General features: G+C 71.2%; 28 protein-coding genes. 23 read left to right on the top strand and 5 right to left on the bottom strand.

The genetic code is table 11. From position 1 onward, the window contains the following. The 3 genes from Pta02_RS22610 to Pta02_RS22600 all read left to right on the top strand — a co-directional run. The coding region (locus Pta02_RS22610) for a replication initiator (RefSeq protein ID WP_373872410.1) at positions 1-623 on the top strand (623 nt) is incomplete at its 5' end. Then, positions 620-799, top strand: a complete 180-nt coding sequence (locus Pta02_RS22605) for a helix-turn-helix transcriptional regulator (RefSeq protein WP_203876881.1) — start codon at positions 620-622, stop codon at positions 797-799. The genes Pta02_RS22610 and Pta02_RS22605, both read left to right, overlap by 4 nt. Next, positions 796-2064 (top strand): tyrosine-type recombinase/integrase, encoded by a 1269-nt coding sequence (locus Pta02_RS22600; protein ID WP_203876880.1) that lies wholly within the window; start codon positions 796-798, stop codon positions 2062-2064. Before Pta02_RS22605 ends, Pta02_RS22600 begins: the two co-directional genes overlap by 4 nt. A 38-nt stretch (positions 2065-2102) precedes the next feature. Here the strand turns inward: Pta02_RS22600 and Pta02_RS22595 are convergent, their stop codons facing one another. The 3 genes from Pta02_RS22595 to Pta02_RS22585 form a co-directional block, all read right to left on the bottom strand. Further along, positions 2103-2357: a Smr/MutS family protein gene (locus Pta02_RS22595; RefSeq protein WP_068922814.1), complete on the bottom strand. Its 255-nt coding sequence runs from the start codon at positions 2355-2357 to the stop codon at positions 2103-2105. Between the two features lie 53 nt (positions 2358-2410). After that, on the bottom strand, positions 2411-2839 hold the full coding sequence (locus Pta02_RS22590) for a CBS domain-containing protein (protein ID WP_203876879.1): 429 nt from the start codon (positions 2837-2839) through the stop codon (positions 2411-2413). Positions 2840-2925: 86 nt separating this feature from the next. Continuing rightward, positions 2926-4125: a PucR family transcriptional regulator gene (locus Pta02_RS22585; protein WP_203876878.1), complete on the bottom strand. Its 1200-nt coding sequence runs from the start codon at positions 4123-4125 to the stop codon at positions 2926-2928. A 185-nt stretch (positions 4126-4310) separates the two neighbouring features. On the opposite strand from Pta02_RS22585, the gene Pta02_RS22580 reads away from it, so the two are divergent. From Pta02_RS22580 to Pta02_RS22485, 20 genes are all read left to right on the top strand, one after another. After that, on the top strand, positions 4311-5138 hold the full coding sequence (locus tag Pta02_RS22580) for an ABC transporter ATP-binding protein (RefSeq protein WP_203876877.1): 828 nt from the start codon (positions 4311-4313) through the stop codon (positions 5136-5138). Between the two features lie 19 nt (positions 5139-5157). Then, a complete protein-coding gene (locus Pta02_RS22575; RefSeq protein WP_203876876.1) occupies positions 5158-5982 on the top strand; it encodes an ABC transporter ATP-binding protein in 825 nt (274 codons plus the stop codon). Further along, entirely contained in the window at positions 5979-6869 is an 891-nt protein-coding gene (locus tag Pta02_RS22570) for a branched-chain amino acid ABC transporter permease (RefSeq protein WP_203876875.1), read from the top strand. Before Pta02_RS22575 ends, Pta02_RS22570 begins: the two co-directional genes overlap by 4 nt. After that, positions 6862-7980 (top strand): branched-chain amino acid ABC transporter permease, encoded by a 1119-nt coding sequence (locus Pta02_RS22565; protein WP_239131155.1) that lies wholly within the window; start codon positions 6862-6864, stop codon positions 7978-7980. The genes Pta02_RS22570 and Pta02_RS22565 overlap by 8 nt, the downstream gene beginning before the upstream one ends. A gap of 2 nt (positions 7981-7982) precedes the next feature. Beyond that, the gene (locus Pta02_RS22560) at positions 7983-9251 is read left to right on the top strand and encodes an ABC transporter substrate-binding protein (RefSeq protein WP_203876874.1); all 1269 of its coding nucleotides are present in this window, start codon (positions 7983-7985) and stop codon (positions 9249-9251) included. Between the two features lie 138 nt (positions 9252-9389). Next, on the top strand, positions 9390-10808 hold the full coding sequence (locus Pta02_RS22555) for an aminopeptidase P family protein (protein ID WP_239131154.1): 1419 nt from the start codon (positions 9390-9392) through the stop codon (positions 10806-10808). 199 nt (positions 10809-11007) lie between these two features. Continuing rightward, positions 11008-11817 carry an MlaE family ABC transporter permease gene (locus Pta02_RS22550; protein ID WP_203876872.1) on the top strand — a complete coding sequence of 270 codons (810 nt, stop codon included), beginning with the start codon at positions 11008-11010 and terminating at the stop codon, positions 11815-11817. Beyond that, the gene (locus Pta02_RS22545; RefSeq protein WP_203876871.1) at positions 11814-12683 is read left to right on the top strand and encodes an ABC transporter permease; all 870 of its coding nucleotides are present in this window, start codon (positions 11814-11816) and stop codon (positions 12681-12683) included. The genes Pta02_RS22550 and Pta02_RS22545 overlap by 4 nt, the downstream gene beginning before the upstream one ends. Positions 12684-12689: 6 nt before the next feature. Continuing rightward, positions 12690-13706, top strand: coding sequence for an MCE family protein (locus Pta02_RS22540; protein WP_203876870.1), 1017 nt, complete (start codon positions 12690-12692; stop codon positions 13704-13706). A 4-nt stretch (positions 13707-13710) separates the two neighbouring features. After that, positions 13711-14769, top strand: coding sequence for an MCE family protein (locus Pta02_RS22535; RefSeq protein WP_203876869.1), 1059 nt, complete (start codon positions 13711-13713; stop codon positions 14767-14769). After that, on the top strand, positions 14769-15794 hold the full coding sequence (locus Pta02_RS22530; RefSeq protein WP_203876868.1) for an MlaD family protein: 1026 nt from the start codon (positions 14769-14771) through the stop codon (positions 15792-15794). The genes Pta02_RS22535 and Pta02_RS22530 overlap by 1 nt, the downstream gene beginning before the upstream one ends. Further along, positions 15791-16825 carry an MCE family protein gene (locus Pta02_RS22525; RefSeq protein ID WP_239131153.1) on the top strand — a complete coding sequence of 345 codons (1035 nt, stop codon included), beginning with the start codon at positions 15791-15793 and terminating at the stop codon, positions 16823-16825. The genes Pta02_RS22530 and Pta02_RS22525 overlap by 4 nt, the downstream gene beginning before the upstream one ends. Beyond that, positions 16822-17862, top strand: coding sequence for an MCE family protein (locus Pta02_RS22520; RefSeq protein WP_239131152.1), 1041 nt, complete (start codon positions 16822-16824; stop codon positions 17860-17862). Before Pta02_RS22525 ends, Pta02_RS22520 begins: the two co-directional genes overlap by 4 nt. Further along, positions 17859-19217: an MCE family protein gene (locus tag Pta02_RS22515; protein ID WP_203876867.1), complete on the top strand. Its 1359-nt coding sequence runs from the start codon at positions 17859-17861 to the stop codon at positions 19215-19217. The genes Pta02_RS22520 and Pta02_RS22515 overlap by 4 nt, the downstream gene beginning before the upstream one ends. A 3-nt stretch (positions 19218-19220) precedes the next feature. After that, positions 19221-20072, top strand: coding sequence for a hypothetical protein (locus tag Pta02_RS22510; protein WP_203876866.1), 852 nt, complete (start codon positions 19221-19223; stop codon positions 20070-20072). A 34-nt stretch (positions 20073-20106) separates the two neighbouring features. After that, positions 20107-20748 carry a 4'-phosphopantetheinyl transferase family protein gene (locus Pta02_RS22505; RefSeq protein ID WP_203876865.1) on the top strand — a complete coding sequence of 214 codons (642 nt, stop codon included), beginning with the start codon at positions 20107-20109 and terminating at the stop codon, positions 20746-20748. Between the two features lie 62 nt (positions 20749-20810). Continuing rightward, entirely contained in the window at positions 20811-21344 is a 534-nt protein-coding gene (locus Pta02_RS22500; protein ID WP_203876864.1) for a MarR family winged helix-turn-helix transcriptional regulator, read from the top strand. Between the two features lie 147 nt (positions 21345-21491). Then, positions 21492-22166 carry an LppX_LprAFG lipoprotein gene (locus tag Pta02_RS22495; protein WP_203876863.1) on the top strand — a complete coding sequence of 225 codons (675 nt, stop codon included), beginning with the start codon at positions 21492-21494 and terminating at the stop codon, positions 22164-22166. A gap of 4 nt (positions 22167-22170) precedes the next feature. After that, positions 22171-23763 (top strand): MFS transporter, encoded by a 1593-nt coding sequence (locus Pta02_RS22490; RefSeq protein WP_239131151.1) that lies wholly within the window; start codon positions 22171-22173, stop codon positions 23761-23763. A gap of 124 nt (positions 23764-23887) precedes the next feature. Further along, positions 23888-24265 (top strand): anti-sigma factor antagonist, encoded by a 378-nt coding sequence (locus Pta02_RS22485; protein WP_203876862.1) that lies wholly within the window; start codon positions 23888-23890, stop codon positions 24263-24265. A gap of 190 nt (positions 24266-24455) precedes the next feature. On the opposite strand, the gene der is transcribed toward Pta02_RS22485, so the two are convergent. Then, on the bottom strand, positions 24456-25880 hold the full coding sequence (der, locus tag Pta02_RS22480; RefSeq protein ID WP_203876861.1) for a ribosome biogenesis GTPase Der: 1425 nt from the start codon (positions 25878-25880) through the stop codon (positions 24456-24458). After that, entirely contained in the window at positions 25877-26533 is a 657-nt protein-coding gene (gene cmk, locus Pta02_RS22475) for a (d)CMP kinase (RefSeq protein WP_239131150.1), read from the bottom strand. Before cmk ends, der begins: the two co-directional genes overlap by 4 nt. Positions 26534-26676: the final 143 nt, after the last annotated feature.

The raw sequence follows: 26676 nt of genomic DNA, 5'->3' as shown, positions 1-26676 counted from the left end.
ATGAGGATGCCGAGCCGCTGCACGTGCTGCGCTTCGGCGAGCAGGTCAAGCCGATCGGCGTGCTCGGCGGCACCGAACGGGCCGATCACCTGGTCAAGCACTACCTGACCAAGTACCTGACCAAGTCCATCGCCGAGACCTGCGCGCCGGAGACCCAACCGCAAAAGGATCACGCCGACCGGATGGTTGCGGCGCTGCACTACGAGCCGTGCTCGGAGTTCTGTCCGAACTGGCTGCGCTACGGCGTGCAGCCCAAGAACGCACGAGCGGGTCAGGCTCCGGGCCGCTGTGCGGGCAAGGCGCACAAGGCCGAACACCTGGGCATCCGGGGCCGGCGCGTGCTGGTCTCGCGTAAGTGGTCCACCAAGACCCTGACCGATCACCGGGCCGACCGTCGCGCCTGGGTGCTGGAGACCCTCGGGCTTTCGGCAACCGAGAGCCCGGACCCCAACCGCTACGTCTGGCGCAAAGTGCCGTCCGGTGATCCGGACCTGCCGCCGCTGGGGCAACGGCTGCTTTCGGCAATCGCCGAACGGCAACGGCAACGCGAACTGCTGGCCGAAGCACAAGCCAGACAGGACGACACCGAGCTTTCGGCAACTGGAAAGGAGGTCGCGGCATGAACATCCTCGATGACGACTTGTGGAACGTGGCGCGAGTCGCGAAGTTCCTCGGCGTGCCGCCCGCCACCCTCTACCAGTGGCGCTACCTGGGCACCGGCCCGACCGGTCACAAGATCGGCCGTCACCTGCGCTACTTCCCCGAGGATGTGCGGTCCTGGGTGCGGGAGCAGTCATGACGATCTATGACCGGTGGCACAAGTCCCGGCCCAAGCCGGATGAGGAGCTATGCGGGTGCCGTCCCAAGCGAGTGCCAACTAGTGATCACGGCTGTGACGGCCGCTGGCAGGTCCGCTACCGAGACGACACGGGCACCCAGCGGAAGCGCAACTTCGATCGTCGTCCCGATGCCGAGCGGTTCGACGCAGAGATCAAGAATAGTCTGCACAAGGGTGAGTACCTCGACCCTTCGGCCGGACAGATCACCTTGAGCGCTTACGCCAGGGAGTGGCGGGCCAGCCTGACGATCGATCCCGGCACTCTGGAACGGGTGGACAGTCGGCTGTCCAAGTGGGTCTACGGCCAGCAGATCGGGTCAGAGACGATGGCCGTTCTCGCCACTCGTCCGGCCCTGCTCCGGGCGTGGATCAAGCTGATGGAGGGTTTATTGGCCCCCAGCTCCATCAAGGTCGTCATGGACACGGTGTCCGCGATCTTCAATACCGCCGTTGATGACCGGATCGTGCGGCGCAATCCCTTCACGCTCAGATCGGTCCAAGCGGCGCGGCCGGTTGAGAACGGCTCGAAGAAGGTGATCCCTTGGACCCTGCCTCAGGTCGTGGGTGTTGGTGATCAGCTACCGGCTCGCCTGGGAGCGCTCGTCTATCCGGGCTCTGGCTGCGGTCTTCGGCAGGGTGAGCTGTTCGGGCTCGCGAAGGATGATCTCGACTTTGAGAACAGCATGATCCACGTGAACCGTCAGGTGCGGATCATCGGAGGGCATCTGGTGTTCTCTCTTCCCAAGCGGAATAAGACCCGATCAGTTCCAATGCCCGCATCGGTGGCCGAACGCTTGCGGGCGCACATCGAGAAGTACCCGCCGACGGCTGTCACGCTGCCTTGGCGCGTCCCTGACGGTGAGCTGCGGACGTTCGTGCTCCTGTTCACCAATGCGGCTGGCGGCGCGCTGCACCGCAATTCCTTCAACTACATGTGGCGTGTGGCCATAGAGCGGGCCGGGATCGTACCGTCTACTCCTCCGGGTGCTCGGCGCAGGCCGTACCGGGAGCATGGATGCCACAAGCTCCGCCACACCGCCGCGTCAGCCTGGCTCGCCGCTGGCGTCGATATCGTGACCGTCGCCGAGTACCTCGGGCACAGCGATCCCGGCTTCACTCTGCGGACGTACACCCACCTGATGCCCAGTGCGACCGAGCGGGCAAGGCGGGCCATGGATGTCTTCTTCGCCGACGGCACGTGTGCCCTGGATGTGCCCCAGACGTGATCGTCCGGGGCGTCACTCCAGGTAGAGGCCATGCGCCGTCACTTGTAGCGGAAGTAGACGAACAGGCGGCCGTGGTTCTTGGCGTCCTTGTCGATGCGGTGGTAGAGGGCCTTGATCTCTTTCTGCTCCAGGAAGCGCAGCACCTTCTTCTTGAGCTGGCCCGAGCCCTTGCCGGGGATGATCTCGACCTCGGTGGCCCGCTTCCTGATGGCCTCGTCGATGATCCCCCGCAGCGCCTTGTCGATCTCTCCGCCCCTGTTGTAGATGGGGTGGAGATCCAGTTTGAGCTTCACCAGGCCTCCCGCGCAGCGTGTCGGGACAGTCTACGCACGCCGGGCGGGCCCGATCACCGGTGGAGATAGTCGACCAGGGAGGCCTTCTCGGTCTCGAGGATCTCGATGGAGCTCTTCACCACGTCGCCGATGCTGACGATCCCCACCAGGCGGCCGTCGGCCACGACGGGGACGTGCCGGATCCGGTGGGTGGTCATGGCCTGGCGGAGGTGGTCGACGTTGGCGTCCGGCGGGCAGGTGCGCACCTCGGTCGTCATGATGGTCGAGACCGGCGCGTTGAGCACCTCCGCGCCGCGGTCGTGGAGCCGGCGTACCACGTCGCGTTCGGAGACGATGCCCGCGATCGAGGACCCGTCCTCGGAGACCACCACGGCGCCGATGTTGTTGTCGGCCAGCACGTTCAGCAACTCGTTGACGGTCGCGTCAGGGCGGACGGTCGCCACGTGCGACCCCTTGCCCTGCAGAATCGTCCCGATAAGCATGGACATCACCTCGGTTCGGCCCGGCTCAGGTGTGTATCGCTACTTTCCCCGTCGCGGGTCCGGCTAAGCGCACCCGCCGGCAAACCTCAGTTGACGGCCAGCAGCCGGACGGCGTCGAGAGCGAGGGAGATCTCGACGATGTCCAGCGGGCGCGCCAGGGAACGGCCCGTGAGCTGCTCGATCCTGCGGATGCGGTTGAAGACGGTGTTGCGGTGGCAGTACAGCTGGCCGGCCGCGCGCATCGCCGACCCCTCGCAGCGCAGCCACGCCTCCAGGGTGCCCAGCAGGACCTCGCGGTCGGCCGGGTCCAGGGCCAGCACCGGCCGCAGGACGGCGGCGCTGAGGTGCCCGGCCAGCTCGGGCTGGCTGACCACCAGGGCGGAGGGGAGCCGGTCCTCCAGCCGGGCGATCTCGGGCCCCTCCCCCGTGCAGGTCCGCAGGGCCAGCTCGGCGAGCCTGCGGGCGCGGCCCAGCTCGCCCAGGCCCTCGACCGCCGGGCTGATCCCGGCGCTGCCGGTGACGTGCGGGCGCAGGGCGCCCACCAGCGCGTCCATCTCCCCGTCGTGGAGCAGGACGACCGCCACCTCGTAGTCGGGGCGCATCCGCCACAGCAGCCGCATCGCGCCCAGGCTCGCCGGACGGGGCCCGTCGGCGGCGTGGTCGTCGCGGCCGGGCAGGCGGGTGATGACGACCGCGTAGCGGCCCAGCTCCGGCAGGTCCAGCGCGGCGGCGGCGCTGCGCACCAGGGTGGCGTCGGCCCGGTCCTCCAGCAGGGCGTCGAGCAGGGCCTGGATCCGCTCGGCTGTGCGGCCGAACATCTCGGCCTCGCGCCGGCGGTAGGCCTCGGCGGCGGCGACCGCCTGCCGGTCCACGGCGTTCCAGACCTTGGTGGCGCCGCGGATGAGCACCGGCAGGCTGTCGGGCTCCTCCTCGGCGATGACGCCGACCAGCCCGTCCCACATCACCTGGGCGGAGACGCGGTAGCTGCGCAGCAGCGAGTCCATCGGCAGTCCCTGCTCGGCGCGGCGCAGGGCGGTCTTCTCGGCCTGCTGCAGGTCCCGCCGCTCCGACACCGGCAGCAGGATCGCGCCGATGCCCTCGCGCATGGCCTCGTACACGCTCTGCCAGTGGTCGTCGGTGGGCACCATCCGCCGGTAGGCCTCGTCGGTGTCGCGTGTCCTGGCGACCAGCTCGTCGGTGAGCTCGGGAAGCCGCCCCAGCAGCCGGCGGGCGGCCAGCTGCATGATCCTGCGCACCTCGTCGTCGGTGGTGGTCCGGATCCCCATCGGGCAATGGTGGCAGGCGCCCCCGCAGCCGAACAAGGTTCTGTTCCCTTTCGTGATCCTCGGCTGTGCTGACGCACAACGGGCACCGGCCCGTCGTGGGCGCCAGTCCCGACTTCCCCCGGCCCTCTGGACTGACGGTGAACCGCCTGGGTTGGGTGCGTTCCATCGGTTGTCAGGAGGCACACATGAACGTCCACGACCCCGGACCACCCGGAGACTCCGGGTTGACGGTCAGGGATCTGGCGGTGAACTACGGCCCCGTGACGGCTCTGCGCGGAGTCTCCCTGGACGTTCCGCGCGGTGCCGTGGTCACGGTGCTCGGCGGCAACGGAGCGGGCAAGTCCACGTTGCTGCGCGCCATATCCGGCACGCTCCGGTTCCACCGGGGCGGGGTCGGCTCCGGGGCGGTCGCCTTCGGCGGGCGGAAGCTGTCGGGCGCGTCCACCTCGGCGGTCGTCGCGCACGGCGTCGTCCAGGTGCCCGAGGGCCGCAAGGTCTTCGCCAGGATGACGGTGGAGGAGAACCTGCGGGCCGGGGCGCTGGGAGCCCGGGACCGCAGGGCCGCCGCCGAGGCCAGGCAGCGCGTGCTCACGCTCTTCCCGGTGCTCGCCGAGCGGGCCCGGCAGCGGGCCGGCCTGCTGTCCGGAGGAGAGCAGCAGATGCTCGCCATCGGCCGCGCGCTGATGGCCCGGCCGAAGCTGCTCCTGCTCGACGAGCCCACCCTGGGCCTGGCGCCCATGATGGCGCTGCGCATCGCCGACACCGTCCGGGAGATCAACGCCCAGGGCACGACGGTGCTCCTGGTGGAGCAGAACGCCGCGCTGGCGCTGTCCCTGGCCACTCACGCCTACGTGCTGGAGGTCGGCCGGGTGGTGCTGTCGGGGCCCGCGGCGGAGTTGGCCGAGAGCGACGAGGTACGCCGCCGCTATCTGGGGATCGGTGACGACCGGGACGAGGCCCTGCTGAGCGGTGCGCCCTCGATCCGCCCCGCGCTGAGCAGGTGGTCGGCATGACGTTTTCGGGGGATCTCTCATGAGTGACGCATACCAACCGGACGGTATGGACCCGTCGGTCCCGAAGCTGGAGGTCCGCGACGTCACCGTGCGCTTCGCCGGCCTCGTCGCGCTCGACGCGGTCGGCTTCACCGTCGAGCCGGGCAGCGTGCACGCGGTCATCGGCCCGAACGGCGCCGGCAAGTCGACCTGCTTCAACGTGCTGTCGGGCGTCTACCGCGCCACGTCGGGCAGCGTGCGCTTCGGCGACGCCGAGCTGACCGCCCTGCCGCCGCACCGCATCGCCGCGCTGGGCATGGCGCGCACCTTCCAGAACATCGCGCTCTCGCCGCGCCTGTCGGTGCGCGACAACCTGATGCTCGGACGCCACCGGCTGACCCGCGCGGGGTTCGTCTCCGCGGGACTGCGCCTGCCCTCGGCCCGCCGGGAGGCCGCCCGGCACACCGAACGGGTGGAGGAGATCGCCGCCTTCGTCGGCCTCACCCCCCAGCTGGCGATGCCCGTCGGGCTGCTGCCGTACGGCGTGCAGAAGCGGGTGGAGCTGGCGCGGGCGCTGTGCATGGAGCCCAGGCTGCTGATGCTCGACGAGCCGGTGGCCGGCATGAACGGCGGCGAGCGGCGGGAGATGGCCGAGCTGATCATCGCCGTCCGGGAGAGCCTGGGCATCTCGATCCTGCTGGTCGAGCACGACATGGGCATGGTGATGCGGCTCGCCGACGCGGTGACGGTGCTGGACTTCGGCAGACGCATCGCCGACGGCCCGCCCGAGGCCGTGCAGAACGACCCCGAGGTCATCCGGGCGTACCTGGGTGCGACGAGCGAGACCGAGGAGGCCACTCCGTGACGACTTTTCTCGAACTCCTGGTGAACGGGATCTCCATCGGGGCGGTGTACGCCCTGATCGCCCTGGGGTTCGTCATCATCTTCAAGGCCACCGAGGTGGTCAACTTCGCCCACGCCTCGCTGCTGCTGGTCGGCGGGTTCATCGTCGCCAAGACGCACGAGTCCGTCGGCTTCTGGCTCGCCCTGCTGCTCGGCCTGGCCGGGGCGGCGGCCGTGGGGGCCCTGATCGAGTTCGCGGTCATCCGCCGGGCGAATGTGATCTCGCACAGCATCCTGGCGATCGTCACGATCGGCGTGGACATCGTGCTGACCACGGAGCTGACCCGGCAGATCGGCACCGAGGTGCTGGCCCTGGGCGACCCGTGGGGCAGCGAGGTGCTGCACCTGGGGGCGGTCAACATCCCGTTGGCCAGGATCGCCGCCCTGGTCACCGCGAGCCTGGTGATCGCCCTGTTCCTGCTGGCGTTCAAGTACACCAACTGGGGCGTCGCGATGCGCGCCACCGCCGAGGACGCCGAGACCGCGGCCCTGATGGGCGTGCGGCGCGGCCGGGTCTCGATGGGGGCCTGGGCGGTGGCCGGGGCGCTGGCCGCCCTGGCCGCGCTGTTCATGTGCATCTTCCCCACGCCCGGCCTGGACCGCACCGTGACGGCCACCGCCATGAAGGCCTTCCCCGCCGCGATCCTCGGCGGCCTGGACTCCACCACCGGGGCCCTGGCCGGCGGGCTCATCATCGGGGTCACCGAGTCGCTGGTCGGCGGCTACCAGAGCGAGCTGGTCTTCCTCGGCCGGGGGCTCGGCGACGTCGCGCCGTTCCTCGTCATGATCATCATCCTGCTCATCCGTCCCGCGGGACTGTTCGGGACAAGGGAGCTGGCCCGTGTCTAGGAGCACCATCCTCTGGTCGGCCGCCCTGGCCGCGGCGGCCCTCGTCATCCCGTTCTACCTGGACGCCTCCTGGCTGCAGGACGGGCTGTTCGCGATGGCCGCGGCGATCGGCGCGATCGGTCTCAACCTGCTGACCGGCGCCACCGGCCAGCTGTCCATGGGCCACGCGTTCTTCCTCGCGGTCGGCGCGTTCGGCTACGTCTACTTCGCCTCCGAACCGCAGGAGGGGGGCGCCCACGCCCTGGGCGGGCTGGGCCTGCCCACCCCCCTGGCCGCCGTCCTGGCGGTGCTGCTGGCCGGCGTGGCGGGCGGGCTGTTCAGCCCCATCGCCGCCCGGCTGAAGGGCGCCTACCTCGGCATCGCCACGCTGGCGCTGATCTTCATCGGCCAGTTCGCGATGACCAACGCCACGCCGGTGACCGGCGGCCACAACGGCAGGCCGGTGCCGCCCATGGAGCTGTTCGGGTTCGTCTTCGCCGACACGCCCGAGGCTCCGCTGGTGATCGCGGGCGTGCCGTTCGGCGCGCTGGAGCGGTTGTGGTTCCTCGGCGCAATCCTGCTGCTCGGCGCGGGGCTGTTCGCCCGCGGAGTGCTGCGGGGCCGTCCCGGCCGGGCCATGAACACCATCCGCGACCACGAGATCGCCGCCGGGGTGATGGGCGTGCCGGTCTCCCGCTACCGCGCCGGCGTGTTCGTGCTGTCGTCCATGTACGGCGGGCTGGCCGGCGTGCTGGTCGCGCTGGTCTTCCAGCAGACGGTGCCGGACTACTTCGGCCTCCTGCTCGCCCTGGCGTACCTCGCCATGATCATCATCGGCGGGCTCGGCTCGGTGGCGGGGGCGGTGATCGGGGCGGTCTTCGTCTCGATGCTGCCCCGGCTGCTCACCCGCTACAGCGACGCCCTGCCCCTGATCGTCCAGCCCGGGCAGGAGGGGGTCGGGGCCGCCGAGGCCGCCCAGATCCTGTACGGCCTCGCCGTCGTCGTGGTCGTGCTCTTCCTGCCCGGCGGGCTCCTCGGCCTGATCACCCAGCTGCGCCTGCGGACCGGCCGTCCGCTCCCGGCCGCCGCGCCCAAGCACTCCCTCACCCCCACCCCTGAGACAAGGAACTGAGCATGGGAATCTCACGCAACTCCCGGCGGGTGGCGGCCCTGGCCGCCCTCGCCCTGGCCGTCACCGCCTGCGCCAGCGAGAAGGCCACCGGAGGCGGGGGCGACGCCGCGGCCTCCGGCGACGGGATCAAGGTCGGGCCCGGCGTGACCGCCGACAAGATCTCGATCGGCCTCATGACCGACCTGACCGGTCCCTACGCCTCCTTCGGCAAGAGCCTGACCAACGCCCAGCAGCTGTACTTCGAGCAGATCAACCAGGCCGGCGGCGTGTGCGGACGTCAGCTCGAGGCCATCGTGCGCGACCACGGCTACGACGTGCAGAAGGCCGTCTCGGCCTACACCGAGATCGGGCCGAAGGTCGTGGCGCTGGCCCACGTCGTGGGCTCCCCCATGGTCAACGCGATCAAGCAGCGCATCGAGGCCGACCAGATGCTCACCATCCCGCAGGCGTGGGCCACCAACCTGCTGGGCAGCAAGCCCATCCAGGTCACCGCCACCACCTACGACATCGACATGATCAACGGGGTGGACTTCCTGGCCAAGGAGAAGGGCATCAAGTCCGGCGACAAGATCGGGCACCTGTACTTCGAGGGCGACTATGGCGAGAGCGCCCTCAACGGCTCCAAGTACGCCGCCGAGAAGCTCGGCCTGGAGCTCGTGGAGCAGAAGATCAAGGCCACCGACCAGGACATGACCGCCCAGGTCACCGCGTTCAAGAAGGCCGGTGTCAAGGCCGTCCTGGTCTCCGTGGGCCCCCGCCAGACCGCCTCGCTCGTCGGCGTCTCCCTGGCCGGCGGCATGGACGTGCCGTTCGTCGGCAGCAACTCGGCCTACTCCCCGCAGCTGCTGCCCACCCCGGCCGGCCCGGCGCTGCTGAAGGACTTCTACTACATCACCGGCGGCGCCCCGATCAGCTCGGACCTGCCCGTCATGAAGAAGCTGGCCGAGGACTACAAGGCGAAGTACCCCGGCGACGCCGTCGACAGCGGCGTCTCGGCCGGCTACTCGGCCGCGGCCATCGTCGTCGACGCGCTCAAGAAGGCCTGCGAGAGCAAGGACCTGACCCGGGCGGGCGTGGTCAACGCGCACCGCGGCCAGAACGCCTGGGGCCAGGAGTACGGCGGCGTCATGGACTTCACCGTCTTCGACAAGCCCGCCTCCCTGCGGTCCTACGTCGCCAAGCCCGACAAGGACGCGCTCGGCGGATCGGTGGTCTTCAAGGACGCGGCGGTCTCCGACCTCGCCAAGGAGTACCAGGTCCCGGTGGGCTGAGACCTCACCCTCCCCCGGGCGGCCCGATGCGGCCCGCGCCCCCTACAGTGGGGCGCGGGCCGTACCCGGCCCCGGGAACGATCAGGTCATACGTGAGTAATGTGTGAAATACCACAGACCTTCGCTCCCGGGGACACCATGACCGAGAAGCTGAACACCGGCAGCCACGACCTGCCGATCTCCGACGCCCTGGCCGCCTTCATGGAGACGGGGTGGGAGGACACCCACCGCTCCGGCCTGGCCGCCCTCCCCCTGGCCGCCTACACGGCCAAGCGCCGCGCGGCGCTGGCCTCCCGCTTCCCCGGAGAGCGGCTCGTCATCCCCTCCGGCACCCTCAAGGCCCGCAGCAACGACAGCGACTACCGCTTCCGCCCGCACAGCGCCTTCACCTACCTCACCGCCGACCAGGAGCCCGACGACGTCCTGGTCGTCGAGCCCTCCGGCGCGGCCACGCTGTTCCTGCGCCCGCGCTCGCCCCGCTCGGCCCCGGGGACGGCCGGTCAGGAGTTCTACCGCGACCGCCGCCACGGCGAGTTCTGGGTGGGCCGCCGCCCCGACCTGGCCGAGGCCGAGGCGCTCTACCGGATCGAGTGCGCGCCGATCGACCGGCTCGGCGACGCGCTGGCCGGGCCCGCCCGGGTGCTGCGCGGGGTGGACGCCTCGGTGGACGGCCGCATCGCCCCGCACGACGGCGACGCCGAACTGGAGACGTTCCTGTCGGAGATGCGGCTGATCAAGGACGAGTGGGAGGTCGCGGAGCTGCAGTTCTCGGTGGACGCCACCGCCCGCGGCTTCGAGGACGTGGTGCGGGCGCTGCCCCGGGCGATGGGCGAGCGGCGCGGCGAGCGCTATCTGGAGGGCGTCTTCGGCCTGCGCGCCCGGCTGGAGGGCAACGCCACCGGCTACGACAGCATCGTGGCCTCCGGCGCCCACGCGTGCGTGCTGCACTGGATCCGCAACGACGGCCGCCTGGACGAGCGGGACCTGCTCCTGCTCGACGCGGGGGTGGAGACCGACAACCTCTACACCGCCGACATCACCAGGACCCTGCCCCTGTCGGGCCGCTTCGACCCGGTCCAGCGCCAGGTCTACGAGCTGGTCCTGGCCGCCCAGGAGGCGGGCATCGCCGCCCTGCGGCCGGGGGCGCGCTTTCGCGACTTCCACCTGGCCGCCATGCGGGTCATCGCCGAGGGCCTGCACGACTGGGGCGTGCTCAAGATCGGCGCGGACGAGGCGATGGAGCCCGGCAGCGGCCTGTACCGCCGCTACACCCTGTGCAGCAGCGGCCACATGCTCGGCATGGACGTGCACGACTGCGCCAAGGCCCGCGCGGAGGTCTATCTGGACGGGGTCCTGCAGGAGGGGCACGTGCTGACCGTCGAGCCCGGTCTCTATCTGCAGCCCGACGACCTGACCCTCCCGCCGGAGCTGCGCGGCATCGGCGTGCGGATCGAGGACGACCTGGTCGTCACCGCCGGCGGCGCCCGCCTGATGTCGGCGGCGCTGCCCCGCGACCCCGGCGGGATCGAGAGCTGGATGGCCTCCCTGAGCGGCTGAGGGTCCTCTCCCCGCCGCCGTTCTCCGCGTTCACCTGCGAAAAGTGTGGGGCCCTGACAAGTTGTGACCTGGGCCTCATACCTTTTCCTCAAATTCCCGGGGAAGCATCGACTTACTGGACTACCCGTCAGTAAGGTGACTCATCCATGGTCGGAGGAGCGGATTCCGGGGTGGTCATGGCACGGCGGGCGGCGGGTTGATGGCGGAGGGCGGGCGCGACGCGGTCAGCGGCTACGTCGTCCGCAGGACCACCGACGTGCTCGGCCGCGTCGGGGACATGTCGGTGATCGCCCTTGAGGGCTTCCGCCGTACCTGGGACGTCCGCACCTGGTTCTGGGAGTTCGTCCAGCAGTGCTGGTTCCTGGCCAAGGTCACCAGCCTGCCGGTGCTCCTGGTCTCCCTGCCGCTGGGCGCCACCGTCGCGCTCCAGGTGGGCGAGCTGGCCTGGCAGCTCGGCGCCTCCTCGGCCACCGGCAGCGCCGTCGTCGTCGGCCTGGTGCGCGAGGTCGCCCCGATGGCCTCGGCCCTGCTCATCGCCGGGGCCGGCGGGTCGGCGATGACCTCCGACATCGGCGCCCGCAACATCCGCGACGAGCTGGCCGCCATGGAGGTCATGGCGGTCAACCCGATCCACCGCCTGGTCACCCCCCGCCTGTGGGCGGCGAGCACCGTGGCGGTGCTGCTGGTGCCGCTGGTCATCGTGTCCGGGGCGAGCGGCGGCTACTTCTTCAACGTGGTCATCCAGGGCGTCACCCCGGGCGCCTACTTCGACGGGGCGGTGGCGCTGCTGGTCACCAGCGACCTGCTGGTGACGCTCCTGAAGGCGTGGATCTTCGGCTTCATCGCGGCGATCATGTCCTGCTACTTCGGCATGACCTGCCAGACCAGCCCGGTCGGCGTGGGCCGCGCGGTCAACCAGTCCACGGTCGTCACCTTCCTGCTGGTGTTCGCCGTCAACTACCTGATCACGATGATCTACTTCCTGGCCTACCCGCCGAGGTCGCTGTGACGGCGCCGGTCGCGGGAGCCCGCACCGCCGGCCAGCGGGCCTACGGCGCGCTGCGCGAGGGCACCGAGCGCCTGGCCTCGCTGTCGGACTGGCCGATCTTCCTGTGGCGGGTCGTCTTCTACTCGGTCCGGGACATCATCCTGCGGGCCAAGTTCACCAAGGTCGTGCTCCGCCAGGTCAGCGACGTCGTGGTGGGCGTCGGCGCGACCGTCATCGGCGGCGGCATGATCTTCGTGGTCTTCACCATGGCCTTCGCGGTCGGCGCCACCGTCGGCCTGCAGGGCTACCAGGGCCTGCAGGCGATCGGCGCCGAGTCGTTCATCGGCCTGGTGGGCAGCTTCGCCAACGTCCGGGAGATCACCCCGATCATCGCGGCGGTCGCGCTGGCCGCCCAGGTCGGCTCGTCCTTCACCGCCGAGCTCGGCGCCATGCGGATCTCCGAGGAGATCGACGCGCTGGAGGTGATGGGCATCAACGCCTTCACCTACCTGATCTGCACCCGGGTGGTGGCCGCCCTGATCGCGCTGATCCCCGTCTATCTGATCGCGCTGTTCGCCAGCTTCTTCGCCACCCGGCTGATGTGCACCGCCCTGTTCGGCATGGCGCCGGGCGTCTACGACTACTACTTCTACCTCGGCCTGCCGGTGATCGACATCGTCTACAGCGTGCTCAAGGTGGTCGTCTTCGCCTTCGCCGTGATCAGCATCCACTGCTACTACGGGTTCAACGCCACCGGCGGCCCGGTGGGCGTGGGCATCGCGGCCGGGCGGGCGATCCGCCAGTCGATCGTCACCGTGATCATCCTCAACCTGCTGCTGTCCTACCTGTTCTGGGGCCGGGGCAGCGGCGTGAAGCTGACGGGGTGAGCGGCGATGGCCCGCGGTGAGGTCCCCCTGGCGATCAGGCTGACCATCTCGGTGGTCGTGATCGTCGCCGTCGTCCTGACGCTCGTCGTCATCGTCCAGAGCACGGCCAACCGCGCCGGCGTCATGCTGTCGGCCACCTTCACCCGGGCGGGCCAGGGCCTGGACACCAACTCGCCCGTCAAGATCCGCGGCATCACCGTGGGCGGGGTCAGCTCGGTGACCCTGGACGTCCAGGGCCGGGCGGTGGTGACCATGCACGTGGAGCCCGGGGTCAAGGTGCCCGAGACCGTCACCGCCGCGATCGAGCCGACCTCCGTCTTCGGCCCGAAGTTCGTCGACCTGGTCCTCGGCGCCGGGGAGAGCACCGGCCCCTACCTGGGCGCCGGGGCGGTCATCACCAGGACCCGGGCGCCGGTCGACCTGTCGGACTCCCTGGCCGACGCCTACGAGGGGCTCGGCGCGGTGGACCCCGCCGACATCACCGCCATCGTGCACACCCTGGGCCGGGGCCTGGACGGCAAGGGCCCGCGGATCGGCGAGATCGTCGACAGCGCCGGGAAGGTCGTCGGCGTCGCGCACCGGCACCGCGAGGACTTCCAGCGCTTCATCGGCGACACCGCGGCGCTGAGCGAAAGCCTCTCCGACAAGGGCGACGAGGTCGTGGGCATCGCCTCCGACGTCAACGTGCTCACCCCCGGCCTGCTGGAGCGGGCCGACAAGATACGCGCGCTGCTGCGGGAGTTCGACGAGCTCTCCAGCCTGAGCGCGTACGGCCTGCGCACCCACCGCGACGACCTGCGGGCCGCGGTGAACGCGGGAGAGCGGGCGGCGGCCCTGATCTACGCGCAGCTCGGCCTGGCGGGCGACGGCGTACGCGGGCTGAACCAGATCCTGAACGTCCTGAACGACCTGATCTCGGCCCGCGGCCCCGGCGGCGCCAACCAGCTCAAGATGGAGGCCTTCGTCGCCACCGACGTCTGCGAGCTGTTCATCGGCGCCTGCGGCTCCTCGAACGGCGGGTGAGCCGATGGCCCGGTCCAGAGAGCAGACCCAGCGGCTGTGGACGCTGGGCAAGTTCGGCCTCTTCCTGGCCGTGACGGTCACGCTGATCGTCCTGATCGGCGCGCAGATCGCCCGGGTGGGGGTGGGCGACACCTACGTGCTCGTCGGCACCTTCGACGACGTCTCCGGGCTGCACACCGGCGACCAGGTGAAGATCGCCGGCGCGCCGGTCGGGCAGGTGGACGAGATCGTGGTGGTCGACGGCAGGGCCGAGGTCACCCTGAGCGTGCAGACCTCGGTGCGGGTCCCCTCCGACACCGTCGCCTCGGTCCGCTGGCGCAACACGATCGGCCAGCGGGTGATCTATCTGCAGCCGGGCACCGCCACCGACATGCTGGCCGACGGGGCCCGGCTGAAGCGGACCAGCTCGGTGGTGGACATCGGCGAGCTGGTCAGCGACCTGGGCCCGCTGACCCGGAGCCTGGACCCCGAGCAGATCAACCAGCTGCTCACCGCCGCGGGCGAGGCGCTGGACGGCAACCAGGAGAACATCCCCCTGCTGGTGGACAACCTCGACCGGCTGACCACCACCGTCGTCGAACGCAAGAAGATCATCAAGGCGCTGCTGGAGGACTACGCCACGGTGAGCGGCGTGATCGCCCGCCGGGACAAGCAGATCGCCCGGCTCGTGGACAACCTGGTCGTCCTGACCGACGCCTTCGCCCGCAACCGCAAGCTGGTCGACGAGGCCCTGGTGGAGCTGTCGACCACGGCCGAGGTCAACAACCAGGTGCTCGGAGAGAACGCCGAGGAGTTCGGCGGGGTGGTGGACCACATGACCCGGCTCACCGGCGGCGTCCGGCGCAACATCGGCCGCGTCGAGAAGCTGCTGAACACCCTCACCCCGCCGCTGAGCCGCTCCCATCAGGTGACCGGCCGGGGCCACTTCGTCACCACGGCGGTGCCCTGCGTGGCGCTCGGCCCGGTGCCCTGCCCCTACCCGATGACCACCCCGCCGCCGCTGCGCGGCGGGATGAAGCTCACCACCACGGGGAACCTGCGACGCGTGCTGGTGGGGCCCTGATGGCGATCAAGTCGTTCCGCGACCGCAACAAGCTGACCGTCGGCGTGGTGTCGATGGCGGCCCTGGCCACCGCGCTGATCGTCACCTTCCTGGTCGGCAACCTGGGGCTGCTGGAGGGCGGGTACACGATGTCGGCGATCCTGCCGGACTCGGCCGGACTGCGCGCGGGCAACGACGTGCGGGTGGCGGGAGTGCCCGTCGGCAAGGTCACCGAGGTCCGGGCCGACTACACCAAGGGGCACGTCGTGGTGACCTGGAAGGTGGACGACGGCATACGGCTCGGCGCGCAGACCCACGCCGAGATCACCCTGTCCAACCTGCTGGGCGGGCGCTACGTCAAGCTCACCGGGCCGGTCACCCGGCCCTACATGGACGAGCTGCCCGAGCAGGACCGGGTGATCCCGATGGAGCGGACCGGCACGCCGACGCTGGTCACCGACGCGCTCAAGGACGCCACCCGGCTGCTGGACCGGCTGGACACCGAGGCGGTCGACACCCTCCTGCAGGAGCTGTCGGAGCTGGAGCCCGCCCCGCAGGGCCGGGTGACCAGGCTGCTGGACAACATCGGCGAGCTGTCGGAGGTCATCAGCGAGAGCGAGCCCGAGCTGCAGCGGCTGCTGGACAACGGCAACAAGATCGTTAAGGTGCTGGACGACAAGGACGCCCAGCTCGGCCGGTTGATCGACTCCGTCGAGATCATGCTCGACGAGCTGCGGCTGCGCCGCGACGAGCTGCGGACCCTGCTCGGCGACGGCAGCGACCTGGTCGACAGCATCACCACGTTGATCACCGAGCACGAGAAGAACCTGGTCGCGGTGATGGAAGACGTGACCGCGATCAGCAACCGGCTCGACTCCACCAGCGGCAAGGCCTTCAACTCGGTCCTCACGTGGGTCGGGCCGACCTTCTCCGGGCTGGCCACCACCGGGGGGCAGGGCCCGTGGGTCGACGCCATCGCCGTCGGGCTCGGCCCGATCAACCCCGAGGTGCTCGGCGCCATCCGCCGGAACAGGAGTGACCGGTGAGCCTGCGCAGACTGGCCGCGATCCTGCTGTCGACGACGCTCCTGGCGGGGGCGGGCGGGTGCTCGCTGCTGCCCGGCGCGGCGGGGCCGTACCGGCTGACCGCCTACTTCCGGGCGGCGCCGTCGCTGTACGAGCAGGCCAAGGTCAAGGTGATGGGCCTGGACGCGGGGACGGTGGAGAAGCTCACCGTGGAGGGCGACCGGGTCCGCGCGGACCTGCTGGTCGACGGCGGGATCCCGCTGCCCGCCGACGTCATGGCGATCGTGGCCCCGCAGAACACGCTGGGCGAGCGGAACGTGGTGCTGCACCCGCCGTGGAAGCCGGGCATGCCGCGGCTCGCGCCGGATGCGGTGATCCCGCTGGAGCGCACCGACCTGCCGGTGGAGATCGACGACGCGCTGGCGGCGTTCACCAAGCTCACCGACGCGCTGGACACCGACAAGATGGGCGACGTCGCCGGCGACCTGGCCGACAGCGTCAGGGGCCGGGGCGAGCAGATCAACGAGGCCCTGGACGACGCGGCCTCGCTGACCCGCACGCTCGCCGGGCAGGACGAGCAGCTGATCGACCTGGCCGACAACCTCAACCGGCTGGCCGCCAGCCTCAACAGGCGCGAGAAGCAGGTCAAGACGACCATCGACGCCTTCGCCGAGGCCAGCGCCACGCTGGCGGACGAGCGGCAGCGCATGCGGCGCTTCATCACCGGCCTGGCGGAGGTGGTGCAGCAAGGTGACGCGCTGGTGGAGGCCTACCAGGTGAAGCTGCCCCGGGGCGTGACCAACCTCGCCGAGCTGGTGATCACCATGAAGGTGAACAGCGAGTCGGCGGCCGACGCCATCGCGGGGACCCGCAAGTTCGTCGACAACATGGTCATGTCCTGGGACAGGGAGCACCACGTGCTCAAGTTCCGCCTGGTCCTGAACGCGATGACCCGGGCCTGGCTGACCCCCCTGTTCGACGCCCTGGGCCTGGGCGAGGTCCCCTGCCTGCCCGGGGAGCTCAGCAACTGCCCCTGGCGGAGACGCGGATGAAGGAGGTGAGCGGAGTGGGCGGGATGAGACGGGTCAGGTTGACGGCGGGGCTGGCCGGGTTGTCGCTGACGGCCGCGTGCACCCTGCAGACCGTGGGCGCGCCGACCGGGGAACTCACCGTGAACGCGACCTTCGACGACGTGCAGAGCCTGGTGGTGGGGCACAGCGTGCAGGTCTCCGACGTGCGGGTGGGCAGCGTCACCGACATCCGCCTGGAGGGCTACCGCGCCAGGGTCACCATGTCGATCGAAGAGGGCAACCGGGTGCCCGAGGGCACCTCCGCGGTCGTGGCCAAGACCTCGATCCTCGGCGAGAACTACGTCGAGCTGCAGCTGCCCGAGGGCAGGGACATGACCACCGGCCCGTTCCTGGAGGACGGCGCGACGATCACCCGGACGTCGGTGGAGCCGGACATCGAGCAGGTCACCGCGCGGGCCGGGCCGCTGATCGACGCGCTCGGCGCCCAGGACGTCAACGCCATCCTGGACGCCGCGGCGACCGGGATCGGCGGCAAGGGCGAGGATCTCAACCGGCTGCTGCGCCAGACCACCGAGGTCACCACCGCCTACGCCGAGTCCCGCCGCGATCTCGCCCGCACCATCGACGGCCTGGCCGAGCTGGGCGAGGACCTGGCCGCGGGCAGCTCGGAGCTGGACAAGCTGCCCGGCAGCATCAACGACGCCACCGCCCGGCTCAACCACGGCCGCAAGCACGTCAAGAAGACGCTCAGGGAGCTGACCGCCCTGGCCAAGGAGATCAACGCGACGGTCTATCCGCGGCACGCGGCCCGCCTGCGCACCCTGCTGCGGCGCATCGACGCCATCTCCGTCTCGATGGTGCGGGGCAAGGAGGACCTGAAGGTCCTGGTCGACCGGATCCAGCGGTTCGTCGACCAGCCGCCGATCGTGGTGAACGGCCAGCTGCTGACCTACGTCTGGATCAAGGGTCTGCTGCTGCCCAAGCCGAAGAAGGAGCAGCGGCCGCGCCTGCCCAACTCCGTGGACGACTTCCGCCTGCTGCTGGGGCCGCGGCGATGAGGAAACGCATCTGGATCAACCTCGGCTTCTTCGTGGTCCTCGGTCTCGTGATGACCGTGTGGGCGTTCACCAGCATCATCAAGCTCGACGTCATCGAGCGCCCGTACCGGATCAACGTGGAGTTCGTCTCCTCCCCCGGCCTGGTGCGCGGCTTCGACGTGGCCTACCTCGGCGTGCGGATCGGCCGGATCGACGACGTCGTGCTGGCTCCCGGCAAGATCGTGGTGGGACTGAGCATCGAGCGGGACGCGCGGATCCCGCAGGGCGTCACCGCCGAGGTGCGCCGCAAGTCCGCGATCGGCGAGCCGTACGTGGAGATCTCCCCGCCCGAGGGCGGCGCCGGGGGCGCGGTCATGCCTCCCGGCTCGACCATCCCGCTGTCCAGCACCACGGTCCCCCTGGACTACCGCAAGCTGTTCGACGGGGTCGGCAAGCTGCTGAACGCGGTCCCGGCCGAGGACGCCGAGACGATCGTGAGCGAGCTGGCGGCCGGTCTGGACGGCCGTACGACGTCGATCCGGGAGATCGTGGACAACACGCACGACGTCACCACCACGCTCGCCGAGAACACCCGGCTGCTCGACGAGCTGTCGGTGAACCTGACCCGGCTGACCGGAACGCTCGCGAGCAGGCGGGAGGAGCTGTCGGAGGGGGTGGCCGACCTGGCGGGCGTGACCCGCACGATCCGCGAGTCCCGCAGGCAGCTGTACGCCTTCCTCGAACACGGCCCCGCCTTCTTCCGCCAGGTCGACCACCTGCTCAACAGCGCGCGCCCGGGGCTGTCCTGCCTGCTGACGGCCGCCGGGATGCGGCAGGGCGTGGTGTTCACCGCCCGCAACCAGCAGCACGTCAACCACCTGCTGCGGACGGTCCCGACCACCCAGGCCCTGCTGGCCGACACGACCGAGCGGCATTCCGGCGGTCTGTACGGGAGGGTCACCTTCGTCTTCAGCGTCCCGGGCGGCCCCCGGGTGGCGCAGGAGTACCGCAGCCCGCTGGCCCCGCCGGTGACCCCCGCCCTGCGGGCGTGTCCCAAGGGCGCGCCCGTCCCGCCCATGACCCGCAGCGACGACGACCCGGACACCGGTCCCCACCCCGAGGACACCCTCCCCCCGGACGACGGGACGAGCACCGAGCCGGACGGCACGCCCGGCGTGGAGGAGGACCTCCCGCAGGCCGACGGTTCCCAGGAGACCCCCACGCCCGAGGCCGGCGACACCGGGACGGACACCGGCTCGTCCTCGCAGGACCTCACCCCCTTCGTCATCGCGATCTTCCTCGCCGTCGTCGTCTCCGGCGGCGTGCTCGGCTGGATCGCCGTCGGCCGGGCAGCCCGCCGCCGTGAACAGGAGTAGCGCATGAGCCCCACCCCCCAGCGGACCGAGGAGCCCCCGGCCGAGACCGCCGTGGAGCCCGAGACCGTCACGGAGCCCGAGACCGTCACGGAGCCCGAGACCGTCACGGAGCCCGGGGACGCCGGGAAGCCCGCGGACGCCTCCGGTGAGGCCTCCGAGACCGCCACCGGTGAGACCGCAGCCGAGGAGGGGACCGCAGCCGGGCAGGAGGCCGATCCCGGGGAGGAACCGCCACGCCGGGGGACGCGGGCATGGCGGTGGCGGCTGGCCGGCGCGGTCGTCGCGATGGCGGTCGCCGGGGCGATGGCCTTCGCCGCCCTCCAGTGGATCTCGGCCGAGCGGACGGCCGATCTCCTCGCGACGGAGAAGGCCGAGCGGTTGGCGGTGTCCACCCGGGCCGCGGAGTTCGCCACGGCCCTGCAGACCTACGACCACGCCAACCTCCAGGCCTACCGCGACCGCGTCTTCGCCCTGTCGGGCGAGGACTTCGAGAAGACCTACAACGAGGCGTTCAGCCCGCTGGAGAGCCTGATCACCGCGATGCAGGCCTCCTCCACGGCCTCGGTCCGCGGCGTCTACGTCTCGGAGATCGCCGAGGGCAGGGCGAAGGCCGTCACGGTCGTCGACTCCCAGGTCAAGAGCACCGCGGGCACCCGGCGCATGCTCGGCGCCTACATGGAGCTGGGCCTGGTCAAGAGCGGCGGCCAGTGGAAGGTGAACGACGCGACCGTGATGGGCGCCGCCGACGAGCTCCTGACGGACCCCGACGGCAAGGCCCTCGGCCAGTCCGAGCCCTCCCCGGAGCCCACCGGGAAGGAGCCCGCGAAGAAGGAGTCCACAAAGAAGGACAAATGACACCCATGCCCCACCGAACCCCTAATCTGGGCACGTGCACGACTCCCTGGTGATGGCCGGCCCCACCGACGAGATCATCTCCCCGGCCGGTACGGCCCTGCTCACCGAGGTCGAGCGGGAACGGGCCGCGCGCTTCGCCCGCGAGTCCGACCGGCGTGACTTCATCGCGGCCCACATCCTCCTGCGGCGGTGCGCGGCCAAGGTCACCGGCGTCCCGGAGGACCGGCTGACCCTGCTGCAGGTCTGCGAGTACCACGGGCCGGGGCACGGCAGGCCGTACCTCGCCGAGATCCCCCGGCTCGGAGTCAGCCTCAGCCACAGCCGCGGCTACGTGTGCGCGGCGGCGGGTCCCGGCCGGATCGGCGTGGACGCCGAGAACGTCCCCCCGGGCCCGGTCGACGAGTCCCTGGCCGCGCAGTTCCTCGCCCCCGCCGAACGGCCCCTGGTCCACGACAACGAGGCGCTGATCCGGCTGTGGGTGCGCAAGGAGGCGCTCATCAAGCGCGGCGAGCTGACCATGGACGGCCTGCGCGAGACGGACCTGTCAGGCCTCCCCCTCGACGTCCCGGCGCGCCCACGCGCCCTGCGGTGGGAGGGCAGGCACCTGCTGGAGTGGCGGACCGGCTCGGGCGTCGCCGTCTGCGCCGTCGCCGACCACCCGATCACGCTCGGCTGACCCCCGGCGCGACCCCTCTCCCTCGGCGGAGGCGCCCCTTTACCGTGAGGTAGGTTCGGTCCATGGACCCCGAGCAGGACCACCCGGCGGACGACTCGCCGTCCACGCCACCGGCCGGCGGCGACCCCCGGGTGCACGACGAGGAACCCCGCTGGCTCACCACCGTCGAGCAGCGGGCCTGGCGCGCCCACCTGGCCGCCCACAAGCTCCTGGAACACCGGCTCGACCGCGAGCTGCAGGCCTTCGGGCTGTCGGTGAACGACTACGAGATCCTGGTCAACCTCTCGGAGACCCCCGGGCACCGCATGCGCATGAGCGATCTGGCCGAGGCCACGATCCAGTCCCGCAGCCGCCTGTCCCACCAGATCTCCCGGATGGAGGCGGCCGACCTGGTCTCCAGGGAGACCTGCGCCGACGACCGGCGCGGGACCTTCGCCGTGCTCACCGCGCACGGCTGGAAGACCATCCAGCACGTCGCGCCGCACCACGTGGCCAGCGTGCGGGAGCACTTCATCGACCTGCTCACCGACGACCAGCTGCGCGAGCTGGAGAGGGCCTACAGCCCGGTGGTGGAGCACCTGAAGAACCTGCGGTGACCGCCCGTCCCGGCCCGCCGGCCGGCTCCGGGACGCGGGGACCGGCCGCGCACGGCCGGTGAGGCGGGACCGGCACCGGGCCGGTGAAGCGAAACCGATACCGGACTGTCCTCCCGCACGCTACCGAGCGGTCGCTACGATCCGGCCATGTCTGCACGACGGATCTTCATCGCCGCGGTGGTCGCCGCGCTCTTCACAGTCGCAGGATGCAGCGGCGACTCCGGCTCGCAGGCCGCGCTGCCCGGCGGCCCGGAGCTGGTCGAGAAATCGGCGCAGGCGATGCGGACCGTCAAATCCACCGCCTTCACCATGGAGACCGAGGGCACCCCGCCGGTGCAGGTCAAGAAGGCCGCCGGGCGCCTCAGCTCGACCGGTGACGCCGACGGGACCATCCAGGTCGACATGGCCGGCAGCCTCCTGGAGATCGAGTTCTTCCTGGTGGGCGACACCGTCCACTTCAAGGGGGTGACCGGCGGCTTCCAGACGATGTCGCGCAGCCAGCTCGCCGCGATCTACGACCCGTCGGCCATCCTCAACCCCGAGAAGGGCGTCGTGCAGCTGCTGTCCAACGCCCTGGACCCGAAGGTCCAGGGTGAGGAGAAGATCGACGGCACCGACGCCTACCGGGTCTCGGCCACGCTGTCCCAGCAGATCCTGTCCACCATGGTGCCGGGGATCACGCAGAGCGTGGACGGCACCCTGTGGGTCGACAAGGCCACCAGCCGGCTGCTCAAGGCCGACCTGCCGATGAACGGCGGCAAGGTGATCGTCGCCTTCGACGACTACGACGTGCCGGTCCAGGTGACCGCTCCGGCGAAGTGACACCGTGACCTCCCCCGCCCTCCCCCTGCCCGGCCGCGACCGGGCCGCCCGGCGCCGGGTCGCCCTGGGCGTCGGCGGCACCGCGGTGCTGCTGGCCGCGCTGGACGCCTACGTCGTGGTCACCGTGCTGATCGACATCGCCGCGGACGTCGACGTCCCGCAGAACCACCTCGAGCGCGCCACCCCGATCGTCACCGGGTTCCTGCTGGGCTACATCGCGGCCATGCCCCTGCTCGGCCAGCTCTCCGACCGGTACGGCAGGCGCCCGCTCATCCACCTGTGCCTGGCGGGCTTCGCGATCGGCTCGGTCGTCACCGCGCTCGGCGAGACGGTCCCCTGGCTGGTGGCCGGCCGTACGATCCAGGGCATCGCGGGCGGAGCCCTGCTGCCCATCACCATGGCGCTGGTCGGCGACCTGTGGGACGAGCGCGGGCGCCCGCTGGCGCTCGGCGCGGTCGGCGCCGCCCAGGAGCTCGGCAGCGTCCTGGGCCCGCTGTACGGCGCCGGCCTGGCCGCCCTGGTCCCGGTCACGCTGCAGCTGGGCGGCGTCCAGCTCGGCGGCTGGCGGTCGATCTTCTGGCTGAACGTCCCGCTGGTGATCGTGGCGGCGGTGGCCGTCCAGCGCTCGGTGCCGCCGCCCCGGCGCGGGACCGCGCCCGCCACCGGGGTCGACGTGGTCGGCGGCCTGCTGCTGGCCCTGTCGCTGGGCCTGCTCGTGGCCGGGCTCTACAACCCCGACCCGAGCCGGTCGGTCCTGCCCGCCTGGGGCCCGCCGATGATCGGCGCGGGCGTGGTGGCGGGGATCGCCTTCGTCGTGTGGGAGACGCGCTCGCGGACCCGGCTGGTCGACATGGCCGGGGTGCTGCGCGGCCCCTTCTTCGCCACTCTGGCGGTCAGCTTCCTGACCGGCGCCGCGCTGCTGGTCACCCTGGTGGACGTGCAGCTGTCGGCGCAGACGCTGCTCAAGCTGGAGGCGCTGGACGGCGCGCTGGTGCTGTCCCGCTTCCTCATCGCCCTCTCCGTGGCGGCCCTGCTCGGCGGGGCGCTGGCCCACCGCTACGGCGAGCGGCCGGTGGCGGTCGCGGGCCTGGCCGTGGCCGCGGCCGGCTACGTCCGCATCGGCCAGTGGCCGCTGGACCTGGCCGCCGCGGGCTACCGCGTGGACGTCGACCTGATCGTGGCCGGGCTGGGCCTGGGCCTGGTCATCGCGCCGGTCTCCTCGGCCGTGCTGCGCGCCACCCCGGCGGCGCAGCACGGCGTGGCCTCGGCGGCGGTGGTCGTGGCCCGGATGATGGGCATGCTGCTGGGCGTCGCGGGACTGTCGGCGTGGGGCTTCCACCGCTTCCAGTCGCTCACCGCCGACCTGGACACGCCCCTGCCGTTCGGCGTCGAGGCCGGCGTCTACGCCGAGCGGCTGGCCGCCTACGAGGCGGCGGTGCGGGCCGCCCTGCACACCGAGTACAGCGAGATCTTCCTGATCACCGCGGGCCTGTGCGCCGTGGGCGCGCTGGTGGCGCTGCTGCTGCCGCACGGGCCGGGCGGCGGCTCGGCCCCGCCGCGGGAGGCGCCCTCCGCGCCGTCCTCGGCCTCCGCCTGACCCGGCCGGACACGCCGGGACTCCCCGATATCGGATTCCGACGCGCCGCCGAATGTCCCCCGATGCATCAGATATCCGCAGAGACTGGTATGAAAGGGAGACCCCCGACTCCGAGTAGGACATCGTGACGACTCTGTTCGGCCCTGATCGCGGCTCGACCTTCACCGTCTCCTCCGTCCAGCACGACGACGCGATCGTCGTCCACATCGGCGGAGAGCTGGACCTGCGCTCGGTGCCGATCCTGCGCGAGCACCTGCGGCGCCTGTGGGGCCGGTCGGGCCTGACCGCCGTCATCATGGACATGGCCGATCTCAGCTTCTGCGACTCGGTGGGCCTGAGCGAGCTCATCGCCGCCATGAAGCGCAGCGAGGCCCTGCGGATGCGGTTCGTGCTGAGCGGCGTGCACGGCGTCCTGACCCGGGTGCTGAACATCACCGGCCTCGGCAGGACGTTCGAGACCTACGACACCGCCGAGGAGGCGCTGCGGCGGCTCACGTCCTGACCCGGCCCCTCTCGCCGTCCCGACCCGCCCCTCTCGCGGGTACGGCCACCCGGCACGCCCCCGCGCCCGGCGGGACCCTCCACCCGGCGGAGCCGTCCACCCCGACGGGACCGCCCACCGGCGGGAACGGGCGCGGCCACCCGCCGGGGACGGGTGGCCGCGTTCGCGTTCGGCCTGCTCCTGCGCGGGCCTACTTCTTCTTCTGGGCCTGCTTCTTCTCCCGGATCTTCATGGTGACCTCGATGGGAGAGCCCGCGAAGCCGAACTCCTCGCGGATGCGGCGCTCGATGAAGCGCCGGTAGGTCTCCTCCAGGAAGCCCGAGGTGAACAGCACGAACTTCGGCGGCTCCGTCGACGCCTGGGTGGCGAAGAGGATCTTGGGCTGCTTGCCGCCGCGGACCGGCGGCGGGGTGGCCGCCACCAGGTCGGCGAGGAAGGCGTTGAGCCGGGCCGTCGGCACGCGGGTGGACCAGGAGTCCAGAGCCTTCTCGATCGCCGGGACGAGCCGGTCCACGTGCCAGCCGGTCTTGGCGGAGATGTTGACCCGCAACGCCCACGGCACGCGGACGAGCTGGCGGTCGATCTCCTTCTCCAGGTAGTAGCGGCGGTCCTCGTCGAGCAGGTCCCACTTGTTGAACGCCACGACCATGGCCCGGCCGGACTCGATCACCAGGGAGATGATCCGCAGGTCCTGCTCGGTCAGCACCTCGCTGGCGTCGATGAGCACGATCGCGACCTCGGAGCGCTCCAGCGCGCCCCGGGTGCGCATGCTGGCGTAGAAGTCGGCGCCCTTGAGCTCGCGGTCGCGGCGCCGGATGCCGGCGGTGTCCACGAAGCGCCAGGTCTTGCCGCCGAGCTGGATCAGCTCGTCGACCGGGTCGCGGGTGGTGCCGGCCATCGGGTCGACCAGCACGCGCTCCTCGCCGGCGAGCTGGTTCAGCAGCGAGGACTTGCCCACGTTGGGCTTGCCGAGCAGCGCCACCCGGCGCGGGCCGCGCTCGGCGCCGAAGCGCTGCGGCGGCGTCTCGGGCAGCTTGGACAGCACCACGTCGAGCAGGTCGCCGCTGGAGCGGCCGTGCAGCGCGGAGACGGGCTGGGGCTCGCCCAGGCCCAGCGACCACAGGGCCGCGGCCTCCAGCTCCATCTGCTGGTTGTCCACCTTGTTGGCGGCCAGGATGACCGGCTTGCCGGAGCCGCGCAGCACGTGGCCGACGATCTCGTCGGAGTCGGTCACGCCGACGGTGGCGTCCACCACGAACAGGATGACGTCGGCCAGTTCGGCCGCGATCTGCGCCTGCTCGGCGATGCGCAGCGCCATACCGGTCGCGTCGGGGTCCCACCCTCCGGTGTCGACCACCGTGAACCGGCGCCCGCGCCAGGTGGCCTCGTAGGTCACCCGGTCCCGGGTCACGCCGGGAACGTCCTCCACCACCGCCTCACGGCGGCCGATGATCCTGTTGACCAGGGTGGACTTGCCCACGTTGGGGCGGCCCACCACGGCCACGACGGGCAGCGGACCCGTGTCCGGCGCCTCGTCCTGTGAGCTGTCCTCGGTCCCCAGATCGGCGAGCTCTGCGTCGATCCAGCCGCGGTCGTCGTCGTATTCCCCTGTCACACTTTTTCCTTAATGACCCGCAGCACCTCGGCGATGACCTCGTCGAGGTTGAGCGGTGTGGTGTCGAGTTCGACGGCGTCGGGCGCCATCGACAGCGGGTCGGTCTTGCGCGTGGAGTCCAGCGTGTCGCGCCGGGCCATCGCGGCCTTCTGCGCCTCCACCGTCGTGCCGGTGAGCTCGGCCGTACGGCGGGCCGCCCGGGCCTCCGCGCTCGCGGTCAGATAGATCTTGACCGGCGCGTCGGGGGTGACCACGGTGCCGATGTCACGCCCCTCGACGACGATACCTCCGTCGCCGATGATCTCACGCTGCTGGGCGACGAGCCGCCGGCGCACCTCGGGCACCGCGCTCACCGCCGAGACGGCCGCGGTCACCTCGGCGGTGCGGATCGGCCCGGAGGCGTCGGCACCGTCCACGGCCACCGACGGCGCGTCGGGGTCGGTCCCCATCGTGAGCTCCGGGTCGAGCGCCCTGGCCGCGACGGCCGCCGGGTCGGCGATGTCGACCTCCTGCCGGAGCATCCACCACGTGATCGCCCGGTACATCGCCCCGGTGTCGAGGTACCGCAGTCCCAGCGCCCGCGCGACACCGCGTGACGCGCTCGACTTACCGGACCCCGAGGGCCCGTCCATGGCGACGACCAGTCCGGTCACGACGCCTCTCCCTTGCACCCGCTTCAGTTGTCCGTACGAGGCTACCGGGAGCCTGCGCGCACCCACGCATCACGGACGCCGCGGGCACGGGCGCGGGACCGGCGCGGACGGCGTCGGCACGGCCGTGGCCGCGCGGGGTCCCG

Source organism: Paraplanobispora takensis (assembly GCF_016863195.1).
Classification (GTDB): domain Bacteria; phylum Actinomycetota; class Actinomycetes; order Streptosporangiales; family Streptosporangiaceae; genus Planobispora; species Planobispora takensis.
Note: the sequence above shows the minus strand (reverse complement) of the source record. Positions and strands in the feature narration are given on the sequence as shown.

Coding starts and splice junctions, on each gene's coding strand:
- Pta02_RS22600 (WP_203876880.1), top strand. CDS start 796: ATGACGATCTATGACCGGTGGCACAAGTCCCGGCCCAAGCCGGATGAG.
- Pta02_RS22500 (WP_203876864.1), top strand. CDS start 20,811: ATGGACCCCGAGCAGGACCACCCGGCGGACGACTCGCCGTCCACGCCA.
- Pta02_RS22560 (WP_203876874.1), top strand. CDS start 7,983: ATGGGAATCTCACGCAACTCCCGGCGGGTGGCGGCCCTGGCCGCCCTC.
- Pta02_RS22555 (WP_239131154.1), top strand. CDS start 9,390: ATGACCGAGAAGCTGAACACCGGCAGCCACGACCTGCCGATCTCCGAC.
- Pta02_RS22585 (WP_203876878.1), bottom strand. CDS start 4,125: ATGGGGATCCGGACCACCACCGACGACGAGGTGCGCAGGATCATGCAG.
- Pta02_RS22580 (WP_203876877.1), top strand. CDS start 4,311: ATGAACGTCCACGACCCCGGACCACCCGGAGACTCCGGGTTGACGGTC.
- Pta02_RS22590 (WP_203876879.1), bottom strand. CDS start 2,839: ATGCTTATCGGGACGATTCTGCAGGGCAAGGGGTCGCACGTGGCGACC.
- Pta02_RS22530 (WP_203876868.1), top strand. CDS start 14,769: ATGGCGATCAAGTCGTTCCGCGACCGCAACAAGCTGACCGTCGGCGTG.
- Pta02_RS22575 (WP_203876876.1), top strand. CDS start 5,158: ATGAGTGACGCATACCAACCGGACGGTATGGACCCGTCGGTCCCGAAG.
- Pta02_RS22535 (WP_203876869.1), top strand. CDS start 13,711: ATGGCCCGGTCCAGAGAGCAGACCCAGCGGCTGTGGACGCTGGGCAAG.
- Pta02_RS22550 (WP_203876872.1), top strand. CDS start 11,008: ATGGCGGAGGGCGGGCGCGACGCGGTCAGCGGCTACGTCGTCCGCAGG.
- Pta02_RS22515 (WP_203876867.1), top strand. CDS start 17,859: ATGAGGAAACGCATCTGGATCAACCTCGGCTTCTTCGTGGTCCTCGGT.
- Pta02_RS22605 (WP_203876881.1), top strand. CDS start 620: ATGAACATCCTCGATGACGACTTGTGGAACGTGGCGCGAGTCGCGAAG.
- Pta02_RS22495 (WP_203876863.1), top strand. CDS start 21,492: ATGTCTGCACGACGGATCTTCATCGCCGCGGTGGTCGCCGCGCTCTTC.
- Pta02_RS22540 (WP_203876870.1), top strand. CDS start 12,690: ATGGCCCGCGGTGAGGTCCCCCTGGCGATCAGGCTGACCATCTCGGTG.
- Pta02_RS22520 (WP_239131152.1), top strand. CDS start 16,822: ATGAAGGAGGTGAGCGGAGTGGGCGGGATGAGACGGGTCAGGTTGACG.
- Pta02_RS22510 (WP_203876866.1), top strand. CDS start 19,221: ATGAGCCCCACCCCCCAGCGGACCGAGGAGCCCCCGGCCGAGACCGCC.